We start from the raw sequence: 14,183 nt of genomic DNA, 5'->3' as shown, positions 1-14,183 counted from the left end.
GTGTAGCGAATCTGAATTCATAATTATGAATGACGGGTCGGCTAAGATGACGGCTCAGAGACAGGAGAGTTTCGATGTCGGACGCCAGCCAGAACGCCGAGGGCCGGGGGGATGCCCCGGAGTTCAAGACCGCCACGCTGGAGCAGTGGGCCCGGGCCGCGGCCAAGTCGGCGCCCGCCGGCGACGTGAGCGCGCTGAACTGGGTCACGCCTGAGGGTTTGACGGTCAAGCCGCTGTACACGGCCGCCGACACGGCCGGCCTGCTGCACGCCGACACGTTGCCGGGCTTCGAACCCTTCCTGCGCGGCCCGCAGGCCACGATGTATGCCGCCCGGCCCTGGACCATCCGCCAGTACGCCGGCTTCTCCACCGCCGAGGAAAGCAACGCCTTTTATAGAAAAGCGCTGGCCGCCGGCGGCCAGGGCGTGTCGGTGGCCTTCGACCTGGCCACCCACCGCGGCTACGACAGCGACCACCCGCGCGTGACGGGCGACGTCGGCAAGGCCGGCGTGGCCATCGACTCGGTGGAGGACATGAAGATCCTGTTCGACGGCATCCCGCTGGACAAGGTGTCGGTGTCGATGACGATGAACGGCGCCGTGCTGCCGGTGCTGGCCGGCTACGTCGTCGCGGCGGAAGAGCAGGGCGTGGGCCAGGAGCAACTGGCCGGGACCATCCAGAACGACATCCTCAAGGAGTTCATGGTCCGCAACACCTACATCTACCCGCCGGAGCCGTCGATGCGCATCGTCGGCGACATCATCGAGTACACGGCGCGGGCCATGCCCAAGTTCAACTCGATCAGCATCTCCGGCTATCACATGCAGGAGGCGGGCGCCACGCAGGCGCTGGAGCTTGCCTTCACGCTGGCCGACGGGCAGGAGTACGTGCGCACGGCCATCGCCAAGGGGCTGAACGTCGACGACTTCGCGCCGCGGCTGTCGTTCTTCTGGGCCATCGGGATGAACTTCTATCTCGAGATCGCCAAGATGCGCGCGGCCCGGCTGCTGTGGTGCCGCATCATGAAGGGCTTTGGCGCCACCAACCCCAAGAGCCTGATGCTGCGCACCCATTGCCAGACCTCGGGATGGAGCCTGACCGCGCAGGACCCGTACAACAACGTCGTGCGCACCACCATCGAAGCCATGGCCGCCGTGTTCGGCGGTACGCAGTCCTTGCACACCAACTCGCTGGACGAGGCCATCGCGCTGCCCACCGAGTTCAGCGCCCGCATCGCGCGCAACACCCAGCTCATCATCCAGGAAGAGACCCACATCACCAGCGTCGTCGACCCTTGGGCCGGCAGCTACATGATGGAGAAGCTGACCCAGGACATGGCCGACCAGGCCTGGGCCATCATCGAAGAGGTGAATGCGCAGGGCGGCATGATCAAGGCGGTGGACTCCGGCTGGGCCAAGCTCAAGATCGAAGCCAGCGCCGCCGAGAAGCAGGCCCGCATCGACTCCGGCGCGGACGTCATCGTCGGCGTCAACAAGTACAAGCTGGCCAAGGAAGATCCCATCGACATCCTGGACGTGGACAACGTCAAGGTGCGCGAGGCGCAGATCGCCCGCCTCCAGCAGATCAAGGCCACGCGCAACACCGAGGCCGTGCAGGCGGCCCTCGGCGCGCTGACCCGCGCCGCCGAGAACGGCGAGGGCAACCTGCTGGCCTTGTCCATCGAGGCGATGCGGCTGCGGGCCACCGTGGGCGAGGTCAGCGACGCGCTGGAAGCCGTGTTCGGCCGCCACCGCGCCGACACGCACAAGGTCAGCGGCGTTTACGCCGCGGCCTACGACTCCGCCGAGGGCTGGGCCAAGCTGCAGGGCGAGATCGCCGCCTTCGGCGAGGACCAGGGCCGCCGCCCGCGCGTGATGATCGCCAAGCTGGGCCAGGACGGCCATGACCGCGGCGCCAAGGTCGTCGCCACGGCGTTTGCCGACCTGGGCTTCGACGTGGACATCGGCCCGCTGTTCCAGACCCCCGAGGAGTGCGCCCGCCAGGCCATCGAGAACGATGTGCACGCGGTGGGCATCTCCACGCTGGCCGCCGGCCACAAGACGCTGGTGCCGGCCATCATTGCCGAGCTCAAGAAGCAGGGGGCGGACGACATCATCGTGTTCGTTGGTGGCGTCATTCCGGCGCAGGACTACGACTTCCTGTACCAGGCCGGCGTCAAGGGCATCTACGGCCCGGGCACGCCCATCCCGGCCAGCGCCAAGGATGTGCTGGAGCAGATCCGCGCGGCGCTGACCGGAGTGGCCGCCTGATGACGCCCGCGCTGGCGCCCGTGGTCGACGCCGACTTCGAGGCCATGCTGGCCCTGCGCATCGAGGCGCTGCGGGAGAGCCTCACGCGGCTGGGCCGTTTCGACCCCGACGTCGCCCGGGCCCGGCTGAAGAGCCAGTTCCGGCCCGAGTGGATGCAGCACCTCGTCGTGGATGGCGAGCGCGTGGGCTACTTCACCGTCGAGCCGCTTGACGGCGAACTGCGCGTGCATCACCTCTACCTGAAGCCGGCCGCGCAAGGGCAGGGCCTCGGCGCGTGGGTGCTGGACCGGGTCAAGTCGCACCGCCTGCCCATCACGCTGGCCGCGCTGCGCGACAGCCGCGCCAACGATTTCTACCGCCGCCACGGCTTCCGCGTGGTCGAGGAACAGGCTTTCGACATCGAATACCGCTGGGAGGCCACCGCGTGAACCTGGCCGAGCCGCTGCAAGCCGGCGACCGGCGCGCGCTGGCCAAGGCCATCACGCTGGTCGAGTCCACCCGGGCCGACCACCGCGAGCAGGCCGACGCGCTGCTGACCACGCTGATGCCCGCCACCGGCCGCGCGCTGCGGCTGGGCATCTCCGGCGTGCCGGGCGTGGGCAAGAGCACCTTCATCGAGGCCTTCGGCGCCTTCCTGCTGGACCAGGGCCACCGCGTGGCCGTGCTGGCGGTGGACCCGTCCAGCAGCCTGTCCGGCGGCGCCATCCTGGGCGACAAGACGCGCATGGAAAAGCTCTCCATGGACACCCGCGCCTTCATCCGCCCCAGCCCCAGCAGCGGCACGCTGGGCGGCGTGGCCGAGAAGACGCGCGAGGCGCTGCTGCTGTGCGAGGCGGCGGGCTACGACGTCGTCATCGTCGAGACGGTGGGCGTGGGCCAGAGCGAGACGGCCGTGGCCGGCATGACCGACCTCTACCTGCTGCTGCAGCTGCCCAACGCGGGCGACGACCTGCAGGCCATCAAGAAGGGCGTCATGGAGCTGGCGGACCTGGTCGTCATCAACAAGGCCGACCTGGACGATGTGGCCGCCACGCGCGCGCAGGCGCAGATCACGTCGGCGCTGCGGCTGTTGCCCACGCATGCGCACGCGACGCAGCGCGTGCTGAAGGTCAGCGCGTTGAAGGCCGACGGCATCGCGCCGGTGTGGGCCGCGCTGACGGCCTTGCGCGCCGAGCGCGAGGCGAGCGGCGCCTGGGCCGCCCGGCGGCGCGAGCAGTCGCTGGCGTGGATGTGGGAGCGCATCCAGACCGGGCTGCGCCAGGCCTTCACGGCCCACCCGGCCGTGCAGGCCCAGCTCGATGCCGCGACCGTTGCGGTGCGCGACGGCCGCACGCCTCCCTCCACCGCGGCCCGCCAGTTGCTGGCCGCCTTCCGGCAGCCCACATGATCACCGGCCTGAACCACATCAACCTGCGCGCCCCGGCCGACCTGCTGGCGACGCTGCGCGACTTCTACCGCGACGCGCTCGGCCTGGAGGTCGGCCCGCGGCCGGACTTCGGCACCGCGGGCTTCTGGCTCTACGCCGGTGGCCACCCGGTGCTGCACCTGTCCACGCAGCGGCCCGACGAGGTGCCGCGTGGCCCGGTGAACCCGGCTGCGCCCAGCACCTACGACCACACGGCCTTCACCGGCAGCGACCCGCAAGCCGCCGCCGCGCGGCTGCAGGCCCACGGCGTGGCCTTCCGCGAGTCCCGCTCCGAGGTCACGCGGCAGCACCAGTTCTTCCTGCAAGACCCCGCCGGCAACGGCGTGGAGATCAACTTCCCGTTCTGACGAAAGCGTCCACACCATGCAAGACATCCTGCAAGCCTTGGAAGCCAAGCGCGCGCTCGCGCGGCTGGGCGGTGGCGAGAAGCGCATCGCCGCCCAGCACGCCAAGGGCAAGCTCACCGCCCGCGAGCGGCTGGAGTTGCTGTTCGACGAGGGCAGCTTCGAGGAATGGGACATGTTCGTCGAGCATCGCTGCGTCGACTTCGGCATGGCCGACAACAAGATCCCCGGCGACGGCGTCGTGACCGGCTACGGCATGATCAACGGCCGCCTCGCGTTCGCGTTCAGCCAGGACTTCACCGTCTTCGGCGGCGCCTTGAGCGAGTCCCATGCCGAGAAGATCTGCAAGGTGATGGACCAGGCGATGAAGGTCGGCGCCCCCGTCATCGGCCTGAACGACTCGGGCGGTGCACGCATCCAGGAAGGCGTCGCCAGCTTGGGCGGTTATGCCGACGTGTTCCAGAAGAACGTGCTGGCCTCCGGCGTCATCCCGCAGATCAGCATGATCATGGGGCCGTGCGCCGGCGGCGCGGTGTACTCGCCCGCGATGACGGACTTCATCTTCATGGTGAAGGACAGCAGCTACATGTTCGTCACCGGCCCCGAGGTCGTGAAGACGGTGACGCACGAGGAAGTGACGGCCGAGGAGCTCGGTGGCGCGCTGACCCACAACACCAAGAGCGGCGTGGCCGACCTGTCGTTCGAGAACGACGTCGAGGCGCTGCTGATGCTGCGCCGCTTCTTCAACTACCTGCCGCTGTCCAACCGCGAGAAGGCGCCCGTGCGCCCCAGCGGCGACCCGGCCACGCGCATCGACTACTCGCTCGACACGCTGGTGCCCGACAACGCCAACAAGCCCTACGACATCAAGGAACTGATCCTGAAGGTCGTGGACGACGGCGACTTCTTCGAGTTGCAGCCCGACTACGCGAAGAACATCGTCACCGGCTTTGCGCGCATGGAAGGCCAGACGGTGGGCATCGTCGCCAACCAGCCGCTGGTGCTGGCCGGCTGCCTGGACATCAAGAGCAGCATCAAGGCCGCGCGCTTCGTGCGCTTCTGCGATGCCTTCCACATTCCCGTGGTCACCTTCGTCGACGTGCCCGGCTTCATGCCCGGCACCTCGCAGGAGTACGGCGGCATCATCAAGCACGGCGCCAAGCTGCTCTATGCCTACGCGGAGGCCACGGTGCCCAAGATCACTGTCATCACGCGCAAGGCCTATGGCGGCGCGTACGACGTGATGGCCTCCAAGCACCTGCGCGGCGACGTCAACTTCGCGTGGCCCAACGCCGAGATCGCGGTGATGGGGGCCAAGGGTGCGGTGGAAATCATCTTCCGCGAGGACAAGAAGGACCCCGCCAAGCTGGCTGAGCGCGAGGCCGAGTACAAGGCCCGCTTCGCCAACCCGTTTGTGGCGGGCGCGCGCGGCTTCATCGACGACGTCATCCAGCCGCACGAGACGCGCAAGCGCATCTGCCGCAGCTTGGCGATGCTGAAGGACAAGAAGCTGGAGAACCCGTGGCGCAAGCACGGGAACATCCCGCTGTAGACGCCATGAGCAAGGCCACCTGTGCCGCCGAGGCCAAGCGTCTCACGGACATTCCCAACATCGGCAAGGCTGCTGCGGCAGACCTCATCGCGTTGGGCATCCACACGCCGGCCGACGTGAAGCGCATGGACCCGTTCCAGGCCTACGACGCGCTGCGCGACGCCCAGGGCCGCCTGCACGACCCCTGCGTGCTGGACACCTTCATGGCCGCGCACGACTTCATGAACGGCGGGCCCGCCCAGCCGTGGTGGAACTTCACCGAGCAGCGCAAGACGCTGCTGGGCAAGACGAAATAACGAGGTACTCCATGTTCACCAAGATCCTCATTGCGAACCGTGGCGAGATCGCTTGCCGGGTGATTGCGACCGCCCGCAAGATGGGCATCAAGACCGTCGCCGTCTACTCCGAGGCCGACAAGGACGCCCGCCACGTCGACCTGGCCGACGAGGCCGTGCTGCTGGGCCCGGCGCCGTCGCGCGAGAGCTACCTGGTCGCCGACAAGATCATTGCCGCGTGCAAGCAGACCGGCGCGCAGGCCGTGCATCCCGGTTACGGCTTCCTGTCCGAGAACGAGGGCTTCGCCCGCCGCTGCGAGGAAGAGGGCATCGTCTTCATCGGCCCCAAGCACTACAGCATCGCGGCCATGGGCGACAAGATCGCGTCCAAGAAGCTGGCGAACGAGGCCCGAGTCAGCACGATCCCCGGCCACAACGAGCCCATCCTGTCGCCGGAAGAGGCGGTGGAGATCGCCAAGCGCATCGGCTACCCGGTCATGATCAAGGCCAGCGCCGGTGGCGGTGGCAAGGGCCTGCGCGTGGCCTTCAACGACAAGGACTGCTTCGAGGGCTTCACGTCCTGCCGCAACGAGGCGCGCAACAGCTTCGGCGACGACCGCGTCTTCATGGAGAAGTTCGTCGAGCAGCCGCGGCACATCGAGATCCAGGTGCTGGGCGACTCGCAGGGCAATGTCGTCTACCTGCACGAGCGCGAATGCTCCATCCAGCGCCGCCACCAGAAAGTCATCGAGGAGGCGCCGTCGCCCTTCATCAGCGAAGCGACGCGCAAGGCGATGGGCGAGCAGGCCGTGGCGCTGGCCAAGGCGGTCAAGTACCAGAGCGCCGGCACCGTGGAGTTCGTCGTCGGCAAGGACCAGGATTTCTACTTTCTGGAGATGAACACCCGCCTGCAGGTGGAGCACCCGGTCACCGAATGCATCACGGGGCTGGACCTCGTCGAGCAGATGATTCGTGTCGCGGCCGGCGAGGCACTCACTTTCGGCCAGGCCGACATCAAGCGCGACGGCTGGGCCATCGAGTGCCGCATCAACGCGGAAGACCCGTTCCGCAACTTCCTGCCCAGCACCGGCCGCCTGGTGCGCTACCAGCCGCCGGAGGCGGACATGGTGCAGGCCGAGCCGCAGCGCTTCGGCGTGCGCGTGGACACCGGCGTCTACGAGGGCGGCGAGATCCCGATGTTCTACGACTCGATGATCGCCAAGCTCATCGTGCACGGGAAGGATCGCCATGAGGCCATCGCCAAGATGCGCGAGGCGCTGAACGGCTTCGTCATCCGCGGCGTGTCCAGCAACATCCCGTTCCAGGCCGCGCTGCTGGCGCATCCCGATTTCGGCACCGGCAACTTCAACACCGGCTTCATCGCCAAGCACTACGCCGACGGCTTCAAGGCCGAGGACGTGCCGCACGACGACCCGCTGTTCCTCGTCGCGCTGGCCGGCTTCATCCGCCGCAAGGCGCGCGAGCGCGAGGCCGGCATCAGCGGCCAGTTGCCAGGCCATGAGGTGCAGATCGAGCACGACTATGTGGCGGTCGTGAATCTCGGCGGCGGCCGTGCGGAGCAGCATGCCATGCACATCAGCGAGTTCGCCGGCGCGTTGGGTGAGGCGCTGGTGAAGGTGGGCGGCAAGGACTACCGCCTCGTCAGCCGCTCGCGCCTGAACGACGTGCGCATCACCGGCACCGTCAACGGCCAGCCGTTCACGGCCCAGGCCGAGCGCGGCACGGCGAAGAACCCGCTGGCCTACCGCATCCAGCACGGCGGCCGTTCGATGGAGCTGACGGTGCTGAGTCCGCGTGCCGCCGAGCTGCAGGCGCTGATGCCCTACAAGGCACCGCCCGACACGTCCAAGCTGCTGCTGTCGCCCATGCCCGGGCTGCTGGTGCACCTGGCCGCGCAGGTGGGCCAGACCGTGCAGGCCGGCGAGCGCCTGGCTGTCATCGAGGCGATGAAGATGGAGAACATCCTCAGCGCCCAGCAGGACGTGACGGTGGCCGAGGTGCTGGCCAAGCCGGGTGAGTCGTTGTCCGTCGACCAGCCCATCCTGCGTTTTGCCTGAAGCGGGCATCGCCATCGTCGGCGCCGGTGTGGCCGGCGCTGCGGCCGCGGTGCGCCTGGCCGAGCGCGGCATCGCCGTCACGCTGTACGAGGCCGTGCCGGAGCCCAGGCCCATCGGCGCCGGCCTGCTGCTGCAGCCGACCGGCCAGCGCGTGCTGGCGGCCATGGGCCTGCTGGACGACGCGCTGGCGCTGGGCACGCGCGTGGACCGGTTGTTCGGCGACACGCCAGCCGGCCGCACGGTGCTGGACATGAGCTACCGCCGCTTCCACCCCGAGGCCTACGGCCTGGGCCTGCAGCGCGGTGCGCTGATGGGGCTGCTGTGGCGGCGCGTGCGCGAGCTGGGCATCCCCTGGCAATGCGGCACAGCCGTTGAGGGCTTCGCGCAGGACACCGGCGGCGTCACGCTGCGCCTGGCCGGTGGCGCGACGGCGCGGCACGCCGCGCTGATCCTCGCCAACGGCAGCTTCTCGCGGCTGCGGGAAGGCATGAAGGTGCGTCAGAGCGGCCGGCTGTTCCCCTGGGGCGCCGTGTGGACCGTGCTGCCGGCGCCGGCGGGCTTCCCGCAGATCGAGCTGCGCCAGCGCTTCCGCTCGGCGTCGCAGATGCTGGGCTTGATGCCCGTCGGCAAGGCCGCGTCGGACGACACGGCGCGCGGCATCAACCTGTTCTGGAGCCTGCCCGTCGCCGAGCTGGAGGGCTGGCAGCAGCGCATCGGCCTGGGGGCGCTCAAGCAGCGCATGTCCGATCTGTTCCCCGACGTCGCGCCGCTGATCGCCGGGCTGACGGACGCCGGCCAGCTCCGCGAGGCGCGCTATGCCGACGTCCACATGGCCCGCTGGCACGACGGCCGCGTGCTGGCCATCGGCGACTGCGCGCACGGCATGAGCCCGCAGCTGGGGCAGGGCGCCAACATGGCGCTCATCGACGCGCACGAACTCGCCGCCGAGCTGGGCGGCGGCGACTGGCCGCAGGTGTTCGAGCGCTACACGCGCCGCCGCCGCGCCCACCTGCGCTTCTACGGCCAGGCCAGCCGTGGCCTCACGCCGATGTTCCAGTCGCACGCCGTCGTCGCGCCGTGGCTGCGCGACCGCTTCTTCGGCTGGGGCGGCCGGCTGCCCTACCTCCATCAACAATCCATCGCCACGCTGTCCGGCGTCAAGACCGGCTGGCTGTGGGGACGGCTCAAACTCTGAACGACGCCATGACCACTGCCTCGCGCCCCTTCAAGATCCTCGGCCTGCAACAGATCGCCATCGGCGGTCTCGACAAGGGAAAGTTGCGCCACCTGTGGGTGGACCTGCTGGGCGTGCCGGTGACCGGCAATTTCACGAGCGAGCGCGAGAACGTCGACGAGGACATCTGCACGCTGGGGCAGGGCGCCCACGCGGTTGAGGTCGATCTGATGCAGCCGCTGGACCCGGAGAAGAAGCCTGCCGTGCACGCCACGCCGCTGAACCACATTGGCCTGTGGGTGGACGACCTGCCCGTGGCCGTGCAGTGGCTGGAGTCGCAGGGCCTGCGCTTCGCCCCCGGCGGCATCCGCCGCGGCGCGGCGGGGCACGACATCTGCTTCGTCCACCCCAAGGGCAACGAGCAGTTCCCGTTCGGTGGCGAGGGCGTGCTGATCGAGCTGGTGCAGGCACCGGCCGAGGTGGTTAAGGCGCTGGGCTGACGCCGCGGCCGTCGCGCGCCGGGCTGGCTCGTCGCGCGGGGCGCTGGCTCGTCGCGCGAGGCCCCGGGCCGCGGCATGGCGCCGCACAGTGGCGGCGTCATCCACTTCTTCGAGAGCAACCATGGACTGGAAAATCTTCGCCGCGGCACCGCTGGCCGCAGCCTTGCTGGTGGCGAGTGCGGCGCCGCTGTCGCCGCTGAACGGCTGGTCGAGCGGTTCGACCGGCAAGACCTCCAAGGCCTATGCGATGGGCATCGACAGCAGCGTGCAGTTCCAGGGCCAGCGCAGCGTGTCGGTGCAGTCGCAGGAGGGGCTGATCAACGCGGACTCCTATGGCGCCGTCATCCAGAACGCCTTCGGCTACCAGGGGCGGCGGGTGCGCTTCAGCGGCTGGATGCGCAGCGCGGACGTCAAGCAATGGGCGGGCGCGTTCGTGCGTGTTGACGCCGACGGCACCGAGCGCTTCTTCGGCTCCGGCCGCTCCGACCTGAAGACCGAAGACCTGCCCTTCGGCGCCGGCAGCACCACCGCCCAGGACCGCTGGACCGAGGTCAGCATCGTCGTCGACGTGCCCAGCACACCGGCGGCGATGGCGTCGGTGGGCGCGGTGGTCGTCGGCGAGGGCAAGGTGTGGCTGAGCGCGATGCGCTTCGAGGAGGTGGGCCCCGAGGTGCCGCTGACGACCGCGCGCATCGGCATGCCGCTGCCCACCGCCGCGCAGCGCGAGGCCGAGGCCCGGCGCCTGGCGGAGAAGGCCACACGCCGTGTTCCGCCCAACCTCAGCCTCGAATGAGCGCACCGGCCGCCGACCTGCTGCGGGACTATCGCCCGCGTCGCACGCAGTTGCTGCCGGTCCTCGCGTTCTGGCTGGGCTGGGGGCTGCTGCGCTGGCAGCTGGGCCCCGGTGTTGCGCAGCGCGTGCTGGGTGTCGCGGCGCAGTTCTGGCTGGCCTACACGCTGGCGTGGTGGGCGCTGAGCGCGGCGCGCGGCCGCGGGCCGGTCTGGCTGACGGCGGCGCTGCCGGCGGCCGCATTCGGCGCGCTGCTGGGGCTGCCGCTCACGGCCGACTTCTCCTGGCACCGGTTCCCGGTGGGCGCGGCGCTCGCGGCGCAGCTGCTGCCGGCCATCAGCCTGGCGCTGGTGCTGCACCTGCCGCCGCTGGCCGCCCGCTGGCGGGAGCAGCGCAGGCATGCGGCCGAGGCCACGCGGCTGCGACAGGCCGCGACCGTGGCCGACCTGTCCCGCCAGGTCACGCTGGCCGAGCTGAAGACGCTGCAGGCGCAGGTGGAGCCGCATTTCCTCTACAACACGCTGGCCGGCATCCAGTACCTCGTGCGGCACAACGCCGCGCTGGCCGACCGCATGCTGGGCCGGCTGCACGACTACCTGCGGCTGGCGCTGCCGGCGATGCGCGAGCCCATGTCGACGCTGGCGAACGAGTTCGCGCTGGCCGATGCCTACCTCGCGCTGATGCAGATGCGGCTGGGCGACCGGCTGCGCGTCACGCTGGACCTGCCCGAGCCGTTGGCCGCCTGGCCGTTCCCGCCGCTGATGCTGGGCAGCCTGATCGAGAACGCGATCCAGCATGGCATCGAGCCCAAGCCGGGTGGTGGCACGCTGCACGTGCTTGCCCGTGCGAGCGACGGCGGGCTGGCGCTGGAGGTGGGCGACAGCGGCATTGGCCTGCAGGCGGCCGCTCGCGGGCGCACGGGCGGCAGCGGGCTGGGGCTGAGCAGCCTGCGCGAGCGGCTGTCCCTGATGTACGGCCTGACCGCCCGCCTGGACGTGACGGCCAATGCGCAAGGTGGCGTCACTGCGCTGATCTGGGTGCCGCAAGAACAACAATCATGAGTCCATGCCGACGGCCGTACTGATCGAAGATGAAGCCTTCCCGCGCGCCGACCTGCGCGAGCAGCTCGCGCGGCTCTGGCCCGAGCTGCAGATCGTCGGCGAGGCCGGCGACGGACTGCAGGGCCTGGCGCTGGTGAACGCGCAGCGCCCGGACATCGCCTTCGTCGACATCCGCCTGCCCGGCATGGATGGCGTGGAGCTGGCCCGGGCCATCGGCCGCCACGTGCATCTGGTCTTCGTGACGGCGTTCGACCAGCATGCGCTGGCAGCCTTCGAGCACGGCGCCGTGGACTATCTGCTGAAGCCGCTGCAGCCCGCCCGGCTGGCGCAGACGGTGCAGCGCCTGCAGCAGCGGCTGACGCAGGCCCCGCCGGACCTCGGCGGCCTGCTGCGCTCGCTGCAGGCCACGGCGGCGAACCACGCCGCCGCGCCCGTGCAGCCGCTGCGCTGGCTGCAGGTGGGGCAGGGGGATCAGCTGCGGCTCATCACCGTGGGCGACGTGCTGTTCTTCCGTGCCGAGACCAAGTACACGCAGGTGGTCACGGCCAACGCGAGCTGGTGGGTGCGGCTGTCGCTGAAGGAACTGGGCGCGCAGCTGGACGGCCAGCAGTTCTGGCAGGTGCACCGCAACACCATCGTCAACCTCGCCCATGTGGACTGGATCGAGCGCAACGCGCTGGGCCACATGCACGTGCATCTGAAGAACCACCCCGAGCGGCTCGGCGTCAGCCAGAGCTACCAGGCGCGGTTCAAGCAGATGTAGCCGCGGGCCTTCAGCGCTTGAGGCTGCCTGACAGCTCGACGAGCCGCTCGAACTCCGCGCGGTGGCCGTAGCGGTCCGCGCCGCGCGCGTCGTGGGCGAGTGCGGTGATCTGGCTGGGGCCGTAGTCGCCGATCTGCGTGCTGGCGCGCAGCCACTGGCCCCAGGCCGCCACGGCGACGGCGAAGCGCAGGTCGGCGTTGGCCTTGTCCAGTGCCGGCCAGGCGCCGGCTTTGGCGATGGGCAGCTGCACCAGCTTGCTGTCGGCCTGGCCCGGCGGCTTGTAGCGCAGCTTCAGCCAGGCCATCTCGTTTGAGCGGCCGTCGGCGTGCTTGGCGGGTTTCTCCGGCTGGTAGCGCAGCGGGTCCACCGTCCCCTTGGCGCCGACGGGGATGACCTCGTACAGCGCCGTCACCGTGTGGCCGGCGCCGATGTCGCCAGCGTCCACCTTGTCGTCGTTGAACTGCTCGCGCGTCAGGTTGTTCAGCTCGTAGCCAATCAGGCGGTACTCCTGCACCAGGGCCGGGTTGAACTCGATCTGCAGCTTCAGGTCCTGCGCGATGACGGCCAGCGTGCTGGTCATCTCGTTGACGAGCACTTTGTGCGCCTCCTGCAGCGTGTCCAGGTAGTGGTAGCTGCCGTCGCCGACGTCGGCGAGCTTCTTCATCAGCGCCTCGTTGTAGTTGCTGTCGCCCACGCCCAGCGTCGTCAGGCTCACGCCGCGCTGGCGCTCGCCTTCCACCAGCGTCTTCAGCTCGTTGGCGTTGGTCACGCCGATGTTGAGGTCGCCGTCGGTGGCCAGCAGCACGCGGTTGATGCCCTCGGCGATGAAGCCGGCGCGCGCCTGCGCGTAGGCCAGCCGGATGCCGGCCTCGCCGTAGGTGCCGCCACCGGCGTTCAGCGTGTCGATGGCGGCGTGGATGGCGTCCTTGCGGTCGCCCGGCGTGGCCTCCAGTGCCACGCGCGTGCCGCTGGCGTAGCTGACGATGGACACGCGGTCCTGTGCCCGCAACTGGTTGGTCAGCAGGTGCAGTGCCGAGCGCACCAGCGGCAGGCGGTCCTGCGGGCCCATGGAGCCGGACACGTCGACGAGGAAGACGAGGTTGGCCGGCGGCAGGCTCTGCTTGGCCAGGTCCTGCCCCTTGATCGCGATGCGCAGCAGGCCGCGCTCGGCGTTCCACGGCGACGCGACGAGGCGTGCGTCGACGGCGAACGGCGTGGCCGCGTTGGCGGCCGGCGCCGCGTAGTCGTAGCCGAAGTAGTTGACCAGTTCCTCCACGCGCACCGCGTCGCGCGGCGGCAGCGCGCCGCGGTTCAGGAAGCGGCGCACATTGGCGTAGCTGCCGGTATCGACGCTGGCGCTGAAGGTCGATACCGGCGCCTCGGCGACGCGCTGCCAGGGGCGGTCCTCGAAGGCCGTGTAGCGCGCGGTGGAGGGTGTCGGCGCGACGGCCATCGGCGTGGCGATGTAGGCCGCTGGCGGCAAGGCCATCGCCCGCGCCGGCGGCGGCGCTATCGGCTTGGCGGGCACCGGCAGCGCCACCGGGGTGGGCGGCGGTGGCGGGGCTTGGACGCGCTCGAGTTGCGGCGGCGCGGCGTCCTGGCGCTGAGAGGCGGGTGCCGGTTCGAGCTGCCCGCAGCCGGCGAGGCCGGCGGCGATCAGCAAGGCAAGGCCGAGCCGGCGTGGGCTCAGGAACTGGGTCATCTGCAACTCCCTGGGCGATCGGCGCCCTTGTGCGCATCGCAACGCGCTGGATCGCCGAAACGACGACAGGCGCCGGCCCCGGACAAACCCGAGCTTTGACATGCGGCGAAGCGCCGCTTACCCAACCGCCGCTTCTGCATTCGCGCTGCCACGCCTAACCTGCATGCAGCAAAACTTGCGCGTGCCGCGCTGGGCTGACCGGCCCGTGGCACACCGGAAGGCGGGGTCACCACAAGCGGCTTCGTGGA

General features: G+C 69.8%; 13 protein-coding genes. 12 read left to right on the top strand and 1 reads right to left on the bottom strand.

The window, feature by feature from the left end; translation table 11 throughout:
- Positions 1–74: 74 nt before the first annotated feature.
- From scpA to AC1Q7O_RS05285, 12 genes are all read left to right on the top strand, one after another.
- Positions 75–2,270, top strand: coding sequence for a methylmalonyl-CoA mutase (scpA, locus tag AC1Q7O_RS05340; protein WP_492658229.1), 2,196 nt, complete (start codon positions 75–77; stop codon positions 2,268–2,270).
- Positions 2,270–2,698 (top strand): GNAT family N-acetyltransferase, encoded by a 429-nt coding sequence (locus AC1Q7O_RS05335; protein WP_492658230.1) that lies wholly within the window; start codon positions 2,270–2,272, stop codon positions 2,696–2,698. Before scpA ends, AC1Q7O_RS05335 begins: the two co-directional genes overlap by 1 nt.
- Positions 2,695–3,657 carry a methylmalonyl Co-A mutase-associated GTPase MeaB gene (gene meaB, locus AC1Q7O_RS05330; RefSeq protein WP_492658231.1) on the top strand — a complete coding sequence of 321 codons (963 nt, stop codon included), beginning with the start codon at positions 2,695–2,697 and terminating at the stop codon, positions 3,655–3,657. The genes AC1Q7O_RS05335 and meaB overlap by 4 nt, the downstream gene beginning before the upstream one ends.
- The gene (locus AC1Q7O_RS05325) at positions 3,654–4,043 is read left to right on the top strand and encodes a VOC family protein (protein ID WP_492658232.1); all 390 of its coding nucleotides are present in this window, start codon (positions 3,654–3,656) and stop codon (positions 4,041–4,043) included. The genes meaB and AC1Q7O_RS05325 overlap by 4 nt, the downstream gene beginning before the upstream one ends.
- Before the next feature lie 16 nt (positions 4,044–4,059).
- Positions 4,060–5,592: an acyl-CoA carboxylase subunit beta gene (locus tag AC1Q7O_RS05320; RefSeq protein ID WP_492658233.1), complete on the top strand. Its 1,533-nt coding sequence runs from the start codon at positions 4,060–4,062 to the stop codon at positions 5,590–5,592.
- Positions 5,593–5,597: 5 nt separating this feature from the next.
- Positions 5,598–5,888, top strand: a complete 291-nt coding sequence (locus tag AC1Q7O_RS05315; RefSeq protein WP_492658234.1) for a helix-hairpin-helix domain-containing protein — start codon at positions 5,598–5,600, stop codon at positions 5,886–5,888.
- 11 nt (positions 5,889–5,899) lie between these two features.
- Entirely contained in the window at positions 5,900–7,945 is a 2,046-nt protein-coding gene (locus AC1Q7O_RS05310) for an acetyl-CoA carboxylase biotin carboxylase subunit (RefSeq protein ID WP_492658235.1), read from the top strand.
- Entirely contained in the window at positions 7,938–9,140 is a 1,203-nt protein-coding gene (locus AC1Q7O_RS05305) for an FAD-dependent oxidoreductase (RefSeq protein ID WP_492658236.1), read from the top strand. Before AC1Q7O_RS05310 ends, AC1Q7O_RS05305 begins: the two co-directional genes overlap by 8 nt.
- Before the next feature lie 8 nt (positions 9,141–9,148).
- On the top strand, positions 9,149–9,619 hold the full coding sequence (locus AC1Q7O_RS05300) for a VOC family protein (protein WP_492658237.1): 471 nt from the start codon (positions 9,149–9,151) through the stop codon (positions 9,617–9,619).
- 121 nt (positions 9,620–9,740) lie between these two features.
- On the top strand, positions 9,741–10,412 hold the full coding sequence (locus AC1Q7O_RS05295; RefSeq protein WP_492658238.1) for a hypothetical protein: 672 nt from the start codon (positions 9,741–9,743) through the stop codon (positions 10,410–10,412).
- On the top strand, positions 10,409–11,470 hold the full coding sequence (locus AC1Q7O_RS05290) for a sensor histidine kinase (protein WP_492658239.1): 1,062 nt from the start codon (positions 10,409–10,411) through the stop codon (positions 11,468–11,470). The genes AC1Q7O_RS05295 and AC1Q7O_RS05290 overlap by 4 nt, the downstream gene beginning before the upstream one ends.
- Before the next feature lie 4 nt (positions 11,471–11,474).
- Positions 11,475–12,233 (top strand): LytR/AlgR family response regulator transcription factor, encoded by a 759-nt coding sequence (locus AC1Q7O_RS05285; protein ID WP_492658240.1) that lies wholly within the window; start codon positions 11,475–11,477, stop codon positions 12,231–12,233.
- A gap of 10 nt (positions 12,234–12,243) precedes the next feature.
- Here the strand turns inward: AC1Q7O_RS05285 and AC1Q7O_RS05280 are convergent, their stop codons facing one another.
- Positions 12,244–13,935, bottom strand: a complete 1,692-nt coding sequence (locus AC1Q7O_RS05280; RefSeq protein ID WP_492658241.1) for a vWA domain-containing protein — start codon at positions 13,933–13,935, stop codon at positions 12,244–12,246.
- Positions 13,936–14,183: the final 248 nt, after the last annotated feature.

The organism is Roseateles sp. GW823-FHT07B05 (genome assembly GCF_058794515.1).
The sequence above is the reverse complement of the archived record's forward strand: the minus strand, read 5'-3'. Positions and strand labels throughout refer to the sequence as shown.

Bases quoted from the DNA above. Each gene is read 5' to 3' on its own strand.
- AC1Q7O_RS05310 (WP_492658235.1), top strand. From the start codon at position 5,900: ATGTTCACCAAGATCCTCATTGCGAACCGTGGCGAGATCGCTTGCCGG.
- scpA (WP_492658229.1), top strand. From the start codon at position 75: ATGTCGGACGCCAGCCAGAACGCCGAGGGCCGGGGGGATGCCCCGGAG.
- AC1Q7O_RS05295 (WP_492658238.1), top strand. From the start codon at position 9,741: ATGGACTGGAAAATCTTCGCCGCGGCACCGCTGGCCGCAGCCTTGCTG.
- AC1Q7O_RS05285 (WP_492658240.1), top strand. From the start codon at position 11,475: ATGCCGACGGCCGTACTGATCGAAGATGAAGCCTTCCCGCGCGCCGAC.
- AC1Q7O_RS05280 (WP_492658241.1), bottom strand. From the start codon at position 13,935: ATGACCCAGTTCCTGAGCCCACGCCGGCTCGGCCTTGCCTTGCTGATC.
- AC1Q7O_RS05325 (WP_492658232.1), top strand. From the start codon at position 3,654: ATGATCACCGGCCTGAACCACATCAACCTGCGCGCCCCGGCCGACCTG.
- AC1Q7O_RS05290 (WP_492658239.1), top strand. From the start codon at position 10,409: ATGAGCGCACCGGCCGCCGACCTGCTGCGGGACTATCGCCCGCGTCGC.
- AC1Q7O_RS05320 (WP_492658233.1), top strand. From the start codon at position 4,060: ATGCAAGACATCCTGCAAGCCTTGGAAGCCAAGCGCGCGCTCGCGCGG.
- AC1Q7O_RS05335 (WP_492658230.1), top strand. From the start codon at position 2,270: ATGACGCCCGCGCTGGCGCCCGTGGTCGACGCCGACTTCGAGGCCATG.
- AC1Q7O_RS05315 (WP_492658234.1), top strand. From the start codon at position 5,598: ATGAGCAAGGCCACCTGTGCCGCCGAGGCCAAGCGTCTCACGGACATT.
- AC1Q7O_RS05300 (WP_492658237.1), top strand. From the start codon at position 9,149: ATGACCACTGCCTCGCGCCCCTTCAAGATCCTCGGCCTGCAACAGATC.